The organism is Pedobacter sp. KLB.chiD, from assembly GCF_047040275.1.
Taxonomy (GTDB): Bacteria; Bacteroidota; Bacteroidia; order Sphingobacteriales; family Sphingobacteriaceae; genus Pedobacter.
Genome location: NZ_CP178207.1, coordinates 1,684,779 through 1,699,361, shown reverse-complemented (window position 1 = coordinate 1,699,361; position 14,583 = coordinate 1,684,779). Strand labels below are relative to the sequence as shown.

General features: G+C 43.5%; 13 protein-coding genes. 6 read left to right on the top strand and 7 right to left on the bottom strand.

Going from position 1 to position 14,583, the window contains the following annotated elements:
* Window positions 1-300: 300 nt before the first annotated feature.
* On the bottom strand, window positions 301-972 hold the full coding sequence (locus ACK1I8_RS06735; protein WP_412468572.1) for a response regulator: 672 nt from the start codon (window positions 970-972) through the stop codon (window positions 301-303).
* Window positions 973-1,700: 728 nt separating this feature from the next.
* On the opposite strand from ACK1I8_RS06735, the gene ACK1I8_RS06730 reads away from it, so the two are divergent.
* Window positions 1,701-3,413: a mechanosensitive ion channel family protein gene (locus tag ACK1I8_RS06730; RefSeq protein WP_412468571.1), complete on the top strand. Its 1,713-nt coding sequence runs from the start codon at window positions 1,701-1,703 to the stop codon at window positions 3,411-3,413.
* 52 nt (window positions 3,414-3,465) lie between these two features.
* Complete coding sequence (locus ACK1I8_RS06725) at window positions 3,466-3,957, top strand: 2'-5' RNA ligase family protein (RefSeq protein ID WP_412468570.1); 492 nt, start codon at window positions 3,466-3,468, stop codon at window positions 3,955-3,957.
* 122 nt (window positions 3,958-4,079) lie between these two features.
* On the opposite strand, the gene ACK1I8_RS06720 is transcribed toward ACK1I8_RS06725, so the two are convergent.
* Complete coding sequence (locus ACK1I8_RS06720; RefSeq protein WP_412468569.1) at window positions 4,080-4,715, bottom strand: alpha-ketoglutarate-dependent dioxygenase AlkB; 636 nt, start codon at window positions 4,713-4,715, stop codon at window positions 4,080-4,082.
* Between the two features lie 406 nt (window positions 4,716-5,121).
* Between ACK1I8_RS06720 and ACK1I8_RS06715 the strand changes: the two genes are divergently transcribed.
* Window positions 5,122-5,262 carry a zinc-binding dehydrogenase gene (locus tag ACK1I8_RS06715; protein WP_412468568.1) on the top strand — a complete coding sequence of 47 codons (141 nt, stop codon included), beginning with the start codon at window positions 5,122-5,124 and terminating at the stop codon, window positions 5,260-5,262.
* A 252-nt stretch (window positions 5,263-5,514) separates the two neighbouring features.
* Here the strand turns inward: ACK1I8_RS06715 and ACK1I8_RS06710 are convergent, their stop codons facing one another.
* Both ACK1I8_RS06710 and ACK1I8_RS06705 read right to left on the bottom strand, forming a co-directional pair.
* Window positions 5,515-6,063 carry a DUF6624 domain-containing protein gene (locus tag ACK1I8_RS06710; protein ID WP_412468567.1) on the bottom strand — a complete coding sequence of 183 codons (549 nt, stop codon included), beginning with the start codon at window positions 6,061-6,063 and terminating at the stop codon, window positions 5,515-5,517.
* A 660-nt stretch (window positions 6,064-6,723) separates the two neighbouring features.
* Window positions 6,724-7,389 carry a DUF6624 domain-containing protein gene (locus ACK1I8_RS06705; RefSeq protein WP_412468566.1) on the bottom strand — a complete coding sequence of 222 codons (666 nt, stop codon included), beginning with the start codon at window positions 7,387-7,389 and terminating at the stop codon, window positions 6,724-6,726.
* Between the two features lie 394 nt (window positions 7,390-7,783).
* On the opposite strand from ACK1I8_RS06705, the gene ACK1I8_RS06700 reads away from it, so the two are divergent.
* Complete coding sequence (locus ACK1I8_RS06700; RefSeq protein ID WP_412468565.1) at window positions 7,784-9,013, top strand: glycoside hydrolase family 76 protein; 1,230 nt, start codon at window positions 7,784-7,786, stop codon at window positions 9,011-9,013.
* Between the two features lie 104 nt (window positions 9,014-9,117).
* Here the strand turns inward: ACK1I8_RS06700 and ACK1I8_RS06695 are convergent, their stop codons facing one another.
* The 3 genes from ACK1I8_RS06695 to ACK1I8_RS06685 are packed head-to-tail and all read right to left on the bottom strand — an operon-like array spanning window position 9,118 to window position 9,958.
* The gene (locus ACK1I8_RS06695) at window positions 9,118-9,456 is read right to left on the bottom strand and encodes a hypothetical protein (protein ID WP_412468564.1); all 339 of its coding nucleotides are present in this window, start codon (window positions 9,454-9,456) and stop codon (window positions 9,118-9,120) included.
* Window positions 9,457-9,471: 15 nt separating this feature from the next.
* Window positions 9,472-9,657 (bottom strand): hypothetical protein, encoded by a 186-nt coding sequence (locus ACK1I8_RS06690; RefSeq protein ID WP_412468563.1) that lies wholly within the window; start codon window positions 9,655-9,657, stop codon window positions 9,472-9,474.
* 19 nt (window positions 9,658-9,676) lie between these two features.
* Entirely contained in the window at window positions 9,677-9,958 is a 282-nt protein-coding gene (locus tag ACK1I8_RS06685) for a hypothetical protein (RefSeq protein WP_412468562.1), read from the bottom strand.
* A gap of 520 nt (window positions 9,959-10,478) precedes the next feature.
* Here ACK1I8_RS06685 and ACK1I8_RS06680 point away from each other — a divergent pair.
* Entirely contained in the window at window positions 10,479-11,345 is an 867-nt protein-coding gene (locus ACK1I8_RS06680; RefSeq protein ID WP_412468561.1) for a hypothetical protein, read from the top strand.
* 417 nt (window positions 11,346-11,762) lie between these two features.
* A complete protein-coding gene (uvrA, locus tag ACK1I8_RS06675) occupies window positions 11,763-14,267 on the top strand; it encodes an excinuclease ABC subunit UvrA (RefSeq protein ID WP_412468560.1) in 2,505 nt (834 codons plus the stop codon).
* Window positions 14,268-14,583: the final 316 nt, after the last annotated feature.

Below are 14,583 nucleotides of genomic sequence, written 5' to 3'. Positions count from 1 at the left end.
TAGATTGAGGGGTTAATTATGGATATAATTAATCCCGTTTTTTTTACACCATAGCTGGTTAAATCAACTTTAATCAGCTCATAGCCGGTATGATCCCTATATACAGCTGAACAATTGATTTAATTGCAGTTGCAATTTTGATACTGTATGACAACGTTAAATAATGATATTTTCAGTATTGGAAACCCTGGTCTGCGCCTGCCACTTCCCATCCGCAAAAACAGGAACGGAAAGAGTTTTCCTCAAACAACTTTAACTGAAAATGAAAGCCTGCATTATCATCTACCAGGCCGGAATCCGTTAAACAATGCCCCGTTCTTTACAATGCCAGGCCAGCAAAAAAGTTGACGGAATGTTTAATTTTTCCCGGAGGGCTTTAAGTTTTTTCTCGATATGGCTCAGACTGGAAGAAGACATCTCCCTTTTTTTGAAATGGGCCGCTATCGATTTTTGCTTTACCCCTTCGGTGAGGAGTGTTAAAATAAGTTTTTCTTCCACGGTCAGGTCAGCTAAAATTTCATCACCCGGAAAGCGGCGAAGATTAACTGAACAATATTTCTGACCCTCGTTCACTGCTTTAACCGCTGTTTTAAAAGCATTAGCTGCGCCAAACGATTTATGCACGTAAGCATCAATCAGGTAATCTTTAAAAAGCCGGTCTGCAATATTCTTACGGTCGTCAGCAGAAAAAACCATCACTTTGATTGCCGGTTGTATTTCTTTAACAGCCCGGATCAATTCCCAGCCGGAAGAAATTTCCCTCTTTTCAGGATCTCCTTTAAAAGACAGATCAGCAATAAGCAACTGATAGGGATTAGCTTCGCTGATGGCCTTCTTTACCCGGCTAAAGGCCTGATCGCAGTTTACCACATAATCACGGTTATCCTGGATAATGCCCAGGTCTTCCAATGCTATTCTCAGTGCGATATTCATAAAATCTTCGTCTTCTGCGATCAGTACTTTTTTAAACATGTATCACCATCTTACATCAGTTGTGCCTATTGAGGTTCCCGGCTCAAAATTAAAAAGGAGCAACCAACCTTTATTACGGTTTCCCTTTTTTGGATATTCTGGATCAAAAAATGAGCCGGCAGGCAGCTAAATAAAATACAAAATCACGGTTAGGATCAAAAAATATATATTTTAAAAGCACCTGAAAATTGGGCTGACGCTCAACTCAAATAACTTGATTACTTTCAATTCCACTATACCTTCAAACAGCCATCCGCATACACCTGCGGAATTTTCTGCTGTTTCAGCCCGTTTATGGCGCCGCTTACGGCGTGGTTTGGGGAAAGCTTTAAAAGTTTTCAGGTCCGTCATGATGCTTTGGGCAGGCGGAGCGTATGAGTCTGTTCGATCCGGGTTTCACCATTACCTGCAAGATCCTGTATCATCGTTTGCCGGTGTCCTTCTTCAGCTTTCAGGAAGCAATAGCGATTAAGCACCTGGGATTTAACAGGGTATCATGACGATTTTAAAGCGTTGACATTGAAAATGTGCGAAAAGTTTATTGATTTTTTGTTTAAAGGCTTTGCGTTTGGCAAACAATCCCGTAAACGAGGTTGTTCCACAGTCAGTTGTTTAGGCAAAAACCATCCTTAACTTTGGATGAGGCCACTAACTGAAACAAACACGGACAGATGCTTATGCTTATCAAAAAAATAATCTTATTATGCAATCTTGCATTTTTAACAAATATGCTTTATGCACAGCAAGATACCATTACCAAAGAAAGTTTAGCCATTAACGAGGTCATGCTCATTAAAGATCAACAGCAGAAGCAGATTGATTCTTTAGTCAAAATCCAGCTGGAGAAACAATTGCGGAACGCTGCCGGCAACCAAACCAAAACCAGAGAGCTGGAAGAAAAGCTGCGCAAAATTGCCGTAAGCGATTCGCTGCGGAATATCCAGCAGGCTGCAGAAATTCAGAAGTTAAAAGCCCATGCCAAAGCTTATCCGGTTGTACTCCATCACGACACTTTATTTAGCATCTACACCAGAACGGGATCTTTCAGTGCTGCCGAAAGGGCATCAGCCATCACCAAAAAAATCAACAGCCTTTATGCTGATGCTTTTTATACGCCCGATTCCTTAACAATCAGGTCATCGACCGATAATTTTGATATCGTTTATAAAAACCATGAAATTATTATGACGGTGTCTAATTTAGATGGCTTATGGTTTGGTAAAACCAATGCGCAACTGGCTAAAGCCTATTTACAAGACATCAAACAAACCATTGCACGCGAAAGGGAATCGCATAGTTTAATCAACTGGGCAAAACGTATCGGCCTGGCACTGCTTATTCTGATGGTGCTGATTTTTATGGTATGGCTAATCCACCTCATTTTCAAACAAAGCAGAAAGTATATCAGCCAACGTACACAAAAAATGAAATCAGGCCTCAAACTTGGAACGGTTAAGGTTATTCCTGTTCAGGATCTGGAAATCATTTTGTTAAAAATAAATGGTACGGTTAGATTACTCGTTACCATTTTACTGATTTACCTGTCTCTTCCTTTGCTCTTCAGTGTATTCCCGGAAACCGAAAGCTGGACCAGTACCTTGCTCAACTGGATATTGGGTCCGTTAAAAATAGCATTAAACGGCATTGTGGCCTATCTGCCTAATTTGTTTACCATACTCGTTATTTATCTCATTTTCAAATTTGCACTAAAAGCCGTTCGGTATTTTTTCAGGGAACTGGGCAAAGGCAACATTCAAATTAGTGGTTTCCATCCGGAGTGGTCGGCACCCACCTTTAACATACTGCGTTTTATCCTGTACGCCTTTATGCTGGTCGTCATTTTTCCTTATTTACCCGGCTCAGGATCTGCAGCTTTTCAGGGGGTATCTGTTTTTCTGGGCATATTAATTTCACTGGGTTCATCCAGTGCCATCACCAATATGGTAGCCGGCCTGGTAATTACCTATATGAGGCCTTTTCGTGCCGGCGACAGGGTTAAAATTGGCGAGGTTACCGGCGATGTGATTGAAAAAACGATGCTGGTAACCCGCATCAGGACCATTAAAAATGAAGATGTAACGGTGCCCAACTCGATGGTACTTTCGAGCAGTACGGTAAATTACTCCATCCAGGCCAGAAACATTGGCCTGATTATACATTACGAGGTTACGCTGGGTTATGATGTACCCTGGCAACAGGCTTATCAAATGCTGATTAAGGCCGCCCTTAAAACCGATTTCATCCTGCCTGATCCCAAACCTTTTGTGTTGCAAACCAAGCTGAACGATTACTATGTTTCTTATCAAATCAATGCGTACACGCATGAAGCCGGAAAACAGGCATCCATTTACAGCAGTTTGCTTGAAAACATACAGAATGAACTTGCGGCAACCGGAATCGAATTGCTTTCGCCAGCTTACCATGTGGTGCGGAAGGAATAATACGCCAACGGTTCAGCTCAATTGCGGCGTTTGATTAACTATACCACCAAAAATGAACAATCCCTTAATCCTTACGCTAAAGATGGATGAAACAAGCCAGTCTTTTTTTAACCGCAAACGCCAGGCACATTTTCCTCCTGAAAAAAATTTTCTGGAGGCCCATTTAATGGTATTTCACCACCTGCCATCCGATGCTGAAACGATATCCTTTCTTAAAGGTTTTAAGTTTCCCCGTTTTACTGCCGAGGTAACCGGGCTGATGAAATTGGGCCGCGGCCTGGCCTACCGCGTAGAATGTGCTGAAATGCAACAGTTGCACCGCTTATTATCCAGGCGGTTTTTGCAGGTGCTGAACGCCCAGGACAAGCAGGGGTACCGGCCACATGTTACCATACAGAATAAGGTAAGCCCGGAAACGGCCAGCCGCCTGTATGATGAGCTAAACACCGAATGGGCAGCTTTCAGCGTAGGCATCAACGCCATGCAGGTTTTCTCGTATCTCGGTGGGCCCTGGCGCCATGAGTTTGATGTGGATCTGATCTAGCCGCAACTTTCCATAACAATCAGTCCTATCCGCGTTTAATTTTGCACCGGGTGGTATATTTTAAACATCAAGCTTTTAAATCCAAAAACTTTGGCCCATCCGGCTGTTGGGTGATGGCAATTTTATTTTTCAGCCACCATTACCTGAAATTGCTCCCGCAGGATATCGGCAACCCTGCCCTGTGGATTCAACTGTTGTACCTTTGATGGCTTTACCTTGCGGTACGTAATCGATACCCTACGCCCACGGTGCCGTACGGTGCCGTTAATCAGGTCTTTTTTCCTCGGCGGAATGCCGTGGTTCCATTTCTTACGGGCATCGTCCTGCATGATGTACAGCGAACGTTCCGGTAGCTCGATATCCACCACCTCCTGGTTCTTTGCCCGGGTGAAACGCATTACGCAGCCGCTTGCCAGATTAATTCCGCAGATTTGATTTTCATAATAGTTCCGGTCTTTGTGGGGCCTGATGCCTTCACCCGGCTGGTATTCATTGATAATCACCTGATCGGGAACATACTCCAGATTTTGCAGGGCCTGTATTTTCCGGCCAAGTTCGTTCATAATGGGCGGAATGGCTAGCGGAATGGCAACAAGATCGTATGGCGCCTCCAGCTCATTACGGAAACCATAGTACTGCAGCCGCCTGGCATAATCCACCATCCAGGGCTGCCCGTCTATTTCATCTATTAATTGTTGCTCTTCTGCCTCGCTGATAAAATCAGGGAATATTAAAAATCCAGGTACCGGTGTTTCCATTGTTTTAAAACAGTAAAAGCATTGAAGTGGTTTTGGTTTATCTGAACTGCAACTTCAACTCTTTTTCAACTATTTAAAGTTGCCATCTTCTTACCAGGAAATAAATCAACCCCAGCGTTACATTAAATGCTTGCACGAGAATATAAATGATAAAGCATTATTTCTGATCAGATATTCCCGCGCGGGGGCCGGCGGTGCAGTTGTTTCCGCATTTTTTGAAAAGTTAAACAATGTATGGATGCTTAAAGACGTATTACAGTTAATTTTAATCGACTGATTGTTAATTTTTAAACCGGAAATACGGAAAGAGATTTTCGAATATCATTTTTTGGCACGGGTACACCAATTACTAAGCCTTCATATTTTTAGTCTAAATGTTTTTCCTGATCAGGAGGTTTTAAAGTGAATGAGCCAAATACTAACCTTAGTGGCTGAACATTCCCTCAATGCTCCTATTCAGGAAGTATTTTCATTAAAAGATGCAGCTAGAGCACACGACCTAATGGAATCAGGAACTGTTTTTGGAAAAATTATCCTGATAAATTAGTTTAAAACCCGGCAGCAGGCTGTTAAAAAGGCTGAAACTGCCCGCTAGAATGACAGACTACTGTGCGGCTGAAAAATCATATCTAGATCAGCGTGTACCGCATCAGTTTCCTCAAATGTACAACCTTTATCCTATCGCCCGCTCCTATTGTGCTCCATATCCTGCAACCCCCAATTCAATTCTAAAGCTTTAGCTATCAGCTCATCTTCCATCTGGTATTAACCGGAACATCCGGCATGCAAAATTCGCTATCTATTCATATATGGACGGTTTGGTAATACCCATGCCCTGATAGCGAGCCTTGTTCATCTCATAATGCATCGTAGTCATGATGTTCAGGTATTCCTTTAGTGGGTTCAGATCATATTTTTTTCTAAGAATGTCGACATTGACACTATCGGTTAACCCATTTTTCACAAATGCCCTTCCCGTTTTTGCCACGTCATATTCTACCTGGGTACCGAAAAGTTGTTTGTGTCCTGCATTCACCTCTACTCTGTCGTATAAGTAAGCATAATTTTTGGGATTGGCATTCTTCTTCTGAACCTCTTTGTCCATCGCCCTTAAAACCTTTTTTTGAAACCCGGGAAATTTGTCACAATGCTGTACAATGAGCCAAAAGTTGTCCGATCCATCCTTACCAACTTTATCAAAACCCAGGTAGCCATATTGTTTAAATAGCTTTTCCACTTGCACTTTATGTGCCGTAAAAACACTGTCCTTATAACCGTACCACTGCTTTTCCCATCGAAACGCAGCAACCTGGTCTGTTTTGACCATTGCTGCCAGTTGATTTTTCAAATCTGATTTTTTAACCTCTGTTAACCTTGTGGCACAGCCAGAAAAGATAACGGCGGTTAGGATTACCAAAATTACATTTCTCATTATCATTACACGCTTACTTATAATTCAGTTTCTGATGTTTATTAAAGACACAAATGAGCATTAAATCCATAGGATTTGCTTACAAGCTTTTTGAGGCTTTAATTTTGCCTTTTCCTGCCCGGCCGCACCTGCCATAAGTTTCCTATTATCGTAAAAAAGATCGAATCTATAAAAATTAATGGATATTTTCGTGATATAAAAATTAGAATCGGCTGCAGGAGGAAAGTGTGGCTATCAGGTGAATTAAATGAAAAGATTGAAGACCTGGATAAAAAATGTAATCACCTTTGGATTTAATACCAAGGGTAACTATATCCTACACGGACCTCTAGGGCGTTACCGATATACCAAACTGACTGCTGGCATAACAAATGGCTTGATTGATTAACCATAAATGGCCTGATCTGCAAAATTATAGCCTGGTAATCATGGCAAAAGTAATCAGGAGGGAATACCTTAGTTAGCTTAATAGCCATACCGATTCGGCCCTCCCGGCAGTATTGCTTTACAAAACTTTACTGCAATTATTTTTGCGCATCAACGGATAAAGTTTTACGGACAGCCACTGAACTTTTGCTATCGTATGCCCTGTGCTGTGAATATTCGTTCAATGATGGGAAGATCCTTTTTATAGCTTTCCACACTCCAATCCTTAAGGTAGGTTTGCATTGGAGGCATTCCCATAGCTTTGCGGCGTTTATCCAGATTATCTACGTCAGCAATTGGGTAAGGATATTGCTTCCCGGATGTCCTGTCTGTAAATAACTGGCTACCATAACTTTGTGTTTTCCCCTGTCGGATATTGATCCGGTCTTCCAGAATAGCCAGGTTGCTGGATAATATTTCACCCTTTTTTTCAACATCCCGTATCAGCGGTAAGTATTCAAGCTGGGTTTGCAAGTCAGCATGTTGTATGACCAAAAACAAACCCTGAGCTGCAATCATACCAACCTGCTGAGGGCTTTGCCAACCTTTTTCTTTAATGATATTTTTTACGCGTATTAAATTAATGTTATCCGTTTGGCGCATCACAGCTCTCAGACTGTCTACATATTCTTTTGGTTTTTTAGCTTCCAGGGCTTCGGAAACTGCAATTCTAACAGACTGGTCGGATGTATAGATGGATTCCAATGAATCCTTTAAAGGTTTGTTCAATTGATCATCATTAATGATGAAGGACGTAACCTGACTGTAAGCACACAGTGAGATCAGACAAAAGAAAGTTAATAAAGAAATTTTCATAATGGAAATTTACAAAAATTATAAACAATGTCGACATTAATTAAAATTGCGGCGGTTATCCGCCCGTTTTTTTGTGAGGCTGTCTTTAAAAGGCACCAGAAATCCAAACTCAATTAAAAATGGAATTCCCGGATCACCATCCGCTGCGCTAACCGTGTTGAAACACTACCTGAGTCCCTGCTTTCCGCAATTAAAAGGAAATCCTGCTAAAATATACCGGCGTTTATCTTCTATAGGTAAATCAAATTTATTCCTAATTCGTTTTTGTAAAATATTCGTTGCGCCTGCCATTATTGTATGTTATTCATTACAAGTGTGTATATTCATATTATAAAACATGAAATCGTTTTACCGCTAACCAAATACATCACCTTTATCAACATTAGTGTTAACTATGAAAAAGAAAATTACCATTGAGCCAGTGGGATTACATGCCTATGGACTGAAATTGAGCAGCAAAAAAAGACTCTTAGCAGGCATTTTCGCTTTCAGCGGTTTGTTTACTGCCTGTAAAAAAGATCAACCAGACATCGCACTGTTATCACCTGAAAAAAGTGCTTCCCATGCAACATCTCATGCGGTGGCAACCCTTTCCATACCTGCTAAGAGTGAGGCCTTAGTGGCCATGCAGGTTTATAACAATCATTTTTATCATCAATACGGCACCTATGGCCCGTCATATAAGGCATATTACTGGAAGGATGATAACCATACCGGTAGAATGGATTTCTGGACCCAGCAGGAAGCGATTGAAATGCTGATAGATGCCTATAATATCAATCCCGGAACCGATTTGAAAAATAAAATTTCTTATTTATACAATGGCGTACGGGATGGTTATGGTTTATTGTGGACCGACAATAAATTTAATGATGATATTGTTTGGGGGGCACTAATGTGTGTAAGGGCTTTTAAAATAACCAATGATGGCGGCATGCTGGATATGGCAAAAAATAACTTCAACATGATGTGGAACCGCGCCTGGGATACGCAATCGTTAGGCGGTGGCTTATGGTGGACTACCGATAATCAAACCAAAAATACCTGTGTAAATGCGCCGGCAGTGATATGTGCGATGCTGTTATACCAGGCAACAGGTGATGTAAGTTATAAAAACAAGGCTAAACTTATTATGGATTGGATGGTGAACAGGCTTTACGATTCATCAAGCGGTGAAGTTAAAGGGGCCATAAATAAGGCCGGTACCATTACCGAGGGTGCGCTTTCTTATACGCAGGGAACTTTTATTGGCGCATGTGACTTATTACGTGCTGATTTCCCTGCCATAAATTACCTGGCGATGGGTACCAAAGCGATGGATTATGCACGCAATAGCCTTTGTAATACCCCCGGAGGAATTTTAAAGGATGAGAATGGCAATGCCGACACCCAGGGCATGAAAAGCATTTTTGCACGCTGGGCCTGCCTTTTTGTAAAAAATACCGGCACAGCGAGTAATTACGGGCCCTGGCTGGATGCCAATGCAGCGCAGGCGTGGTCTATCCGCAATAGCCAGGGCCTGATGTGGAATATATGGGGAACCCGCACGCCGGAAAGCACACGTAATGCTTTTGAAACGACCTGCGGCGTTGCGATGGTTAACGGTATTTACTATTATCGTTAATGATTAAGGGGTAATAAAAATGCAAAGGCCTCGGCGCCCGCTGAAATGGTCCGGCGGGCTAGCGATGCTATAATTAAGCTTAGTTAAATCTATGCAAGATTGGATTAATTATCGCCGGACAGTGATGGCGCGTTAAAGCTGATATGCTTGAGGAAATCTAACAACACTTTTTCTCCCTTCTCCCTGTCCTCCGCTTTGTACTGAATGCTTCCTGATATTCCCCTCGATCCTTTTCGGTCGGAAATAAAGGAGCTGTAGTATTCATCACCGTTCTTAAGCGACATGATCAGGAACCTGGTATTGTTAATCATGATAATCTCCGCCCTATTGATATTGGATTTTAATCCACCCTTGTTCATGCCTCCAAGCCATTCGTCCCTGCGGTCCTCCAGTGCCTTAAAATTGTTTTTTGTTTCGCTGTAATCGGAAAATGCCAGAAGCATTTTGTCAACCTCATATCAGTGTTTATACTGCGATATGGCCATAGTGGATTTAAACCGGCTTTTTGCTTCTGCAGGTAGGTTATTATTGTTGATTCTTTGCGATTTATGGGGAAGCTCAACATTGGCTATCCTGCTTAACGGTTCTTCCTGCCGGAAGATGGAAAGGCAGCTCAGTAATGTTGCAATTAGTATTATTTTCATGTCTGTTCTCTTTTAGTTATTATTCCACTGATCCCGGGTTACAATTAAATTCAGCAACATTTCCATCCGAACCCGGAACTATGGGCTTCATGACATTGTTGCTGTCGGATTTATAAAGGTTGATCGCATTGCCCAATAGGCCGGGGATTGCCTTCGTGTTTCCTCCTGGCTGGCTCATCAACAGTGCATAGTTTGCATGATAGGCCGTAATATCATTCTTATAGGTCGTATATGCCGCGGTTAACTGTGCCCGGTCTTCAACAGTAATGACGTAGTTACCGCCAGGGGTAAGAATGGTCATAGCAACATTCTGTTTGTAAAATGTAATATCAGCAGCGCCTGAATTTTGGAGGGCAGTATTGTTGAGATTTTTACCATACCGAAAATATTGGCTGGTGAAGGAGCTGAATTAAGCGGATGAATACGTACGTCCCCTTTCGTATACCCGTTTGTAGCATTCCAGCTAAAATTGAAATTAAATGAATTAGTACTGTTGTCAGTGCGCAATGCAATGTTTTTATAGCTACTTCCGTTCACAATGGTCAGCCATCTTTTGCCCGATAAGGTCCGGGTGAACAATTTGACCATAACCGGCTATATCAGCAACCAAAAGGCTAGTTAAAACGGATAGTTCTCTTAACATTTAGCGCGTAATGAATGTTCAATAATCGCTAATTATTTCAGGATATCCAGTATACCGCCCTTATTTTGTTGAAATACACCAAAACCATTAAAACCAGACGTTAACCAAAATAAAGAATAAAAACATGACCAGTTATGGAATCGCCCACGCTACCGCATCCTAAATAAAACTTCAGCCCATGAAACACCTGCAATTGATTTTGACCGAGCCATGCTTACAGCAATGGAGCGACATGGAGCAGCCAGACGGCAAACATTACTGCAGCAAATGCGACAAACACATCGTAGACCTCACCGCCAAATCCGATACGGAACTGGCAGACTTTTTTAAACATAAAAGCGATAAGGTATGCGGGCGCCTGTTGGCCAGCCAGATGAACCGCGACCTCTTACTGCCCCCGGCCAAGATAGGCTGGCAATGGTTAATGCCAGTTGCCCTGGCTGCCCTGGCCATTAGCCCGGCCCAGGCACAAAACACAAAACCGGCAATGCTACAAAGCGCAGGACAGCACAAAAATACCAGTGAAATGATACCATCATCAGCCGGCCTCCCCACCTTACCAATCACCATAAAAGGAACTGTAGTGGAAGACCTGAATGGCAAGGCACTTGCCGGCGTGAAATTAAGACAAATGGGAGAAGACGATATCCTGGCGATAACCGATTCCCTTGGCAGATTTGAGCTCAACCTGGCTGATCGCGAAAAGTTATCTAAATTCATATTCAACCTGCCAGGTTATACCCCCATGGAGACCTATCTGAATGATAACATGATGATCAGGTTAAGCGCCGGGAAAAGGATCATGCTCGGCGGTATATCAACAATCTCCCTGAACAGATCACCGCTTTATCTGATCAAGGCCGGCAATAAAAGCTGTACAATCGAAGCTCCGGAATTAAATGAGCTATCTCCGGACTGGATTGAAAAAATAGAAATACTGAAGGGTGAAAAGGCTATGGCCGTTTACGGCGCAAAAGGGGCTCATGGGGTGATATTGATCGAAATCAAAAAAGCCTACAGGAAAAAGATCAGGTTTTCGAAATGAACACCATCCGATAAACACCAGGGATCCGCTACCAATATTCGGGTTCAATCAAAAGCCTAAATCAGGATAAGAAAACAGCAATGAATCTAAGATAAACCTGGCATTCCACCCTTGAGTGGTCTTGTTAATGTTAATTTAACCTTATAGGTGTTTTTTATTTTAATAACGGGGAGGTAACCTTTCCGGCGGATGTATAACTGTAAGTTACCGGCTAAATTACAATATTAAATTCTTTGTTATACTTCATGAATCTTTGATGAGCGTTAACATTCTTATGTGAAGTGTTTTCTATTATTTCACTTCCAAACTCAATTTGCATTCCGGATGCACGATTAAATTGGTGTATGTAAGTGATCTCGGATTTTGCCAAACCTACTTGGCTAATTACTGTTGCTAATGGTATACAATGGCTAAGTAATGGAGAAAAACAACAAAACCAATACGATCCGGGTAAAGGGTGCTCGGGAACATAACCTAAAAGATATTTCTGTTGAGATCCCCCGGGATAAACTGGTGGTATTTACCGGTGTTTCCGGGTCAGGAAAATCTTCGCTGGCATTTGGTACACTGTATGCCGAAGCGCAAAGGCGTTACCTGGAATCGGTTTCACCTTATGCCCGCAGGCTTTTTAACCAGATGAATGTACCGGAAGTAGACTCCATCGAGGGATTACCTCCCGCGGTTGCCTTACAGCAGCAGCGTTCAGGCACCTCTACCAGATCGTCGGTTGGTAGCGTAACCACGTTATCGAACCTGCTCAGGATGCTTTTCTCCCGGGCCGGAGACTATCCTCCCGGTCAATCCATCATTTATGCCGAGGGCTTTTCTCCGAATACGCCTGAAGGTGCCTGCGAAGCATGCCACGGTATGGGCAGTGTATTTGAGGTGAACGAGCAAACCATGGTACCTAACGATACGCTGAGCATCAGGGAAGGTGCCATTGCCTCCTGGCCACGGGCATGGCAGGGCCAAAACCTGCGCGACATCCTGGTATCGATGGGTTTCGATGTGGATACGCCATGGAAAAAATTACCCAGAAAGCAAAGGGATTGGATACTGTTTACGGAAGAAACGCCTACAGTACCCGTTTACCCTGGCCTTTCGCCCCAAGAAACCGCTTTGGCAGTTGCCAAAAAGCAATCACCTGATTATATGGGTACCTTTATTGGTGCCCGAGCTTACGTATTAAAAACCTTTGCATCAAGTCAGTCTGAACTGATGAAAAAAAGGGTTTCCAGATATATGATCAGCAAGGAATGCCCGGTTTGTGCGGGCAAGCGGCTCAAAAAAGAAGCGCTGTCTGTGAAATTTAAGGGCAAAGATATTGCGGAAACTGCCGGATTAACATTAGCTGAACTTTCGAAGCTTTTTAGCGCACCTGCCGCGAATAAAAAGGAGCTAAAACCGGAAGAAAAACAGCTGGTGATACAAAGAATTGCTGCCGACATACGTGCCAGGATCAGTGTGATGCTGGAGCTGGGTTTGGGCTATCTTACCCTCGACAGAAGTACCCCTACCCTTTCTCCGGGCGAATTACAGCGCTTGCGTTTATCTACCCAGGTACACTCCAATCTTTTCGGTGTGGTTTATGTGCTTGATGAGCCCTCGGCCGGATTACACCCGGCAGATACCGAAGCTTTATTAAATATACTGGAGAAATTAAAAAGCGCCGGGAACAGCATATTCGTAGTGGAGCATGAAATAGAGGTGATTAGGCGCGCAGACTGGATTATTGATATAGGGCCGGGTGCAGGAGCGCAGGGCGGGCAGATGATGTACAGCGGCACGGTTGCCGGGCTGAAAAAAAATACCGCCTCTGTTACCGCAAGGTTTCTTAACAACGCTGACAATCGTAAGGAGCACCAGCCCAGAACACCCAAAGGGCAACTCTGCCTGCGGGGTGCTAACAAACATAATTTGAAGGATGTGGACGTTGACTTTCCCCTGGGTGTGATGACCACGGTGACAGGAATTTCGGGTTCGGGAAAAAGCAGCCTGGTGAGCCAGGTACTGGTGGAGTTAATTTCAAAGCAATTGGGAATGACAACTGAACCCGATGGCGAACCCGGAGATGAAGGTCCTTTCGTCGACCGCTCAAAGCCGGCCGGGGGAAAAATAACCGGTTGGGCCGGGCAGCTAACCAGATTGGTGGTAGTCGATCAGCGCCCCATTGGCAGAACCCCCCGATCAAACCTGGCTACCTATACCGGAATTTTTGACCACATACGCAAACGCTTTGCCGACACACCCGCGGCCAGAAAAAAACGGTACGACGCCGGACGCTTTTCTTTTAACCTGGCTAAGGGCCGTTGTTCCAATTGCCAGGGTGAAGGCTTTGTGATGGTAGAACTGTTGTTTTTACCGAGTGTATATACCCCCTGCCCGGCCTGTGGAGGTACCCGGTACAACGCTGAAACTTTAGAGGTAACCTATCGCGATAAAAACATTGCGCAGGTTTTGGAAATGACGGTTGAGGAGGCCTGCAGCTTTTTTGATGAAGACCTCCAGATTTACCAGGGCCTTAATGTGGTACGGGAGGTTGGCCTGGGTTACCTCAGGCTCGGCCAATCGGCCACTGAACTATCTGGCGGGGAGGCGCAGCGCATTAAATTAGCAACTGAACTGCAAAAAAATAATAAAGGCTCTTCACTGTACATCCTTGATGAACCCACAACAGGCCTCCATCCGGCCGATGTGGAGCGGCTGCTCTTACAGCTGAACAGGCTTGTAGATAGCGGAAACACGGTAATTGTAGTGGAGCATGATATGCAGCTGATTGCACAAAGCGACTGGGTAATTGATATTGGCCCTGGGGCCGGAAACGAGGGTGGAAAGGTGGTGTTTGCGGGCCTTCCTGAAGCGCTATGTAAAAACCCCGACAGTAAAACCGCCAGGTACCTGAAAGCGTACAAAAACCGGTAAACAGTTTTATGGAAATTGCTTTTGGAAAATATAAAGAACAGAAGTGTTGGATCTGTTTGGCACAATATTATCCAAATGAAACGATGATGGAAGATTACCTAAGAAATATTTTATGCCATACAGATCTGCCAACCTTATCTACATGTCGCTCATTCCGGCTTTATCCAAAAGCTTGGCTGTAAATACTTCGATTCAACTAACATTGCCCCGGGCATCACTGATGAGGTAACCCTGGTTTACCTTTCCTTTGTTTTTACGCTTTCCTGTGCAATGTTTTAAAGCTGCATGACCTCCCCCGGCTGAGGTATGGTTTGTT

Excerpts from the sequence above, each read along its gene's own strand:
- ACK1I8_RS06735 (WP_412468572.1), bottom strand. The coding sequence starts at position 972 with ATGTTTAAAAAAGTACTGATCGCAGAAGACGAAGATTTTATGAATATC.
- ACK1I8_RS06730 (WP_412468571.1), top strand. The coding sequence starts at position 1,701 with ATGCTTTATGCACAGCAAGATACCATTACCAAAGAAAGTTTAGCCATT.
- ACK1I8_RS06725 (WP_412468570.1), top strand. The coding sequence starts at position 3,466 with ATGAACAATCCCTTAATCCTTACGCTAAAGATGGATGAAACAAGCCAG.
- ACK1I8_RS06720 (WP_412468569.1), bottom strand. The coding sequence starts at position 4,715 with ATGGAAACACCGGTACCTGGATTTTTAATATTCCCTGATTTTATCAGC.
- ACK1I8_RS06715 (WP_412468568.1), top strand. The coding sequence starts at position 5,122 with ATGAGCCAAATACTAACCTTAGTGGCTGAACATTCCCTCAATGCTCCT.
- ACK1I8_RS06705 (WP_412468566.1), bottom strand. The coding sequence starts at position 7,389 with ATGAAAATTTCTTTATTAACTTTCTTTTGTCTGATCTCACTGTGTGCT.
- ACK1I8_RS06700 (WP_412468565.1), top strand. The coding sequence starts at position 7,784 with ATGAAAAAGAAAATTACCATTGAGCCAGTGGGATTACATGCCTATGGA.
- ACK1I8_RS06695 (WP_412468564.1), bottom strand. The coding sequence starts at position 9,456 with ATGCTTCTGGCATTTTCCGATTACAGCGAAACAAAAAACAATTTTAAG.
- ACK1I8_RS06690 (WP_412468563.1), bottom strand. The coding sequence starts at position 9,657 with ATGAAAATAATACTAATTGCAACATTACTGAGCTGCCTTTCCATCTTC.
- ACK1I8_RS06685 (WP_412468562.1), bottom strand. The coding sequence starts at position 9,958 with ATGACCATTCTTACCCCTGGCGGTAACTACGTCATTACTGTTGAAGAC.
- ACK1I8_RS06680 (WP_412468561.1), top strand. The coding sequence starts at position 10,479 with ATGAAACACCTGCAATTGATTTTGACCGAGCCATGCTTACAGCAATGG.
- uvrA (WP_412468560.1), top strand. The coding sequence starts at position 11,763 with ATGGAGAAAAACAACAAAACCAATACGATCCGGGTAAAGGGTGCTCGG.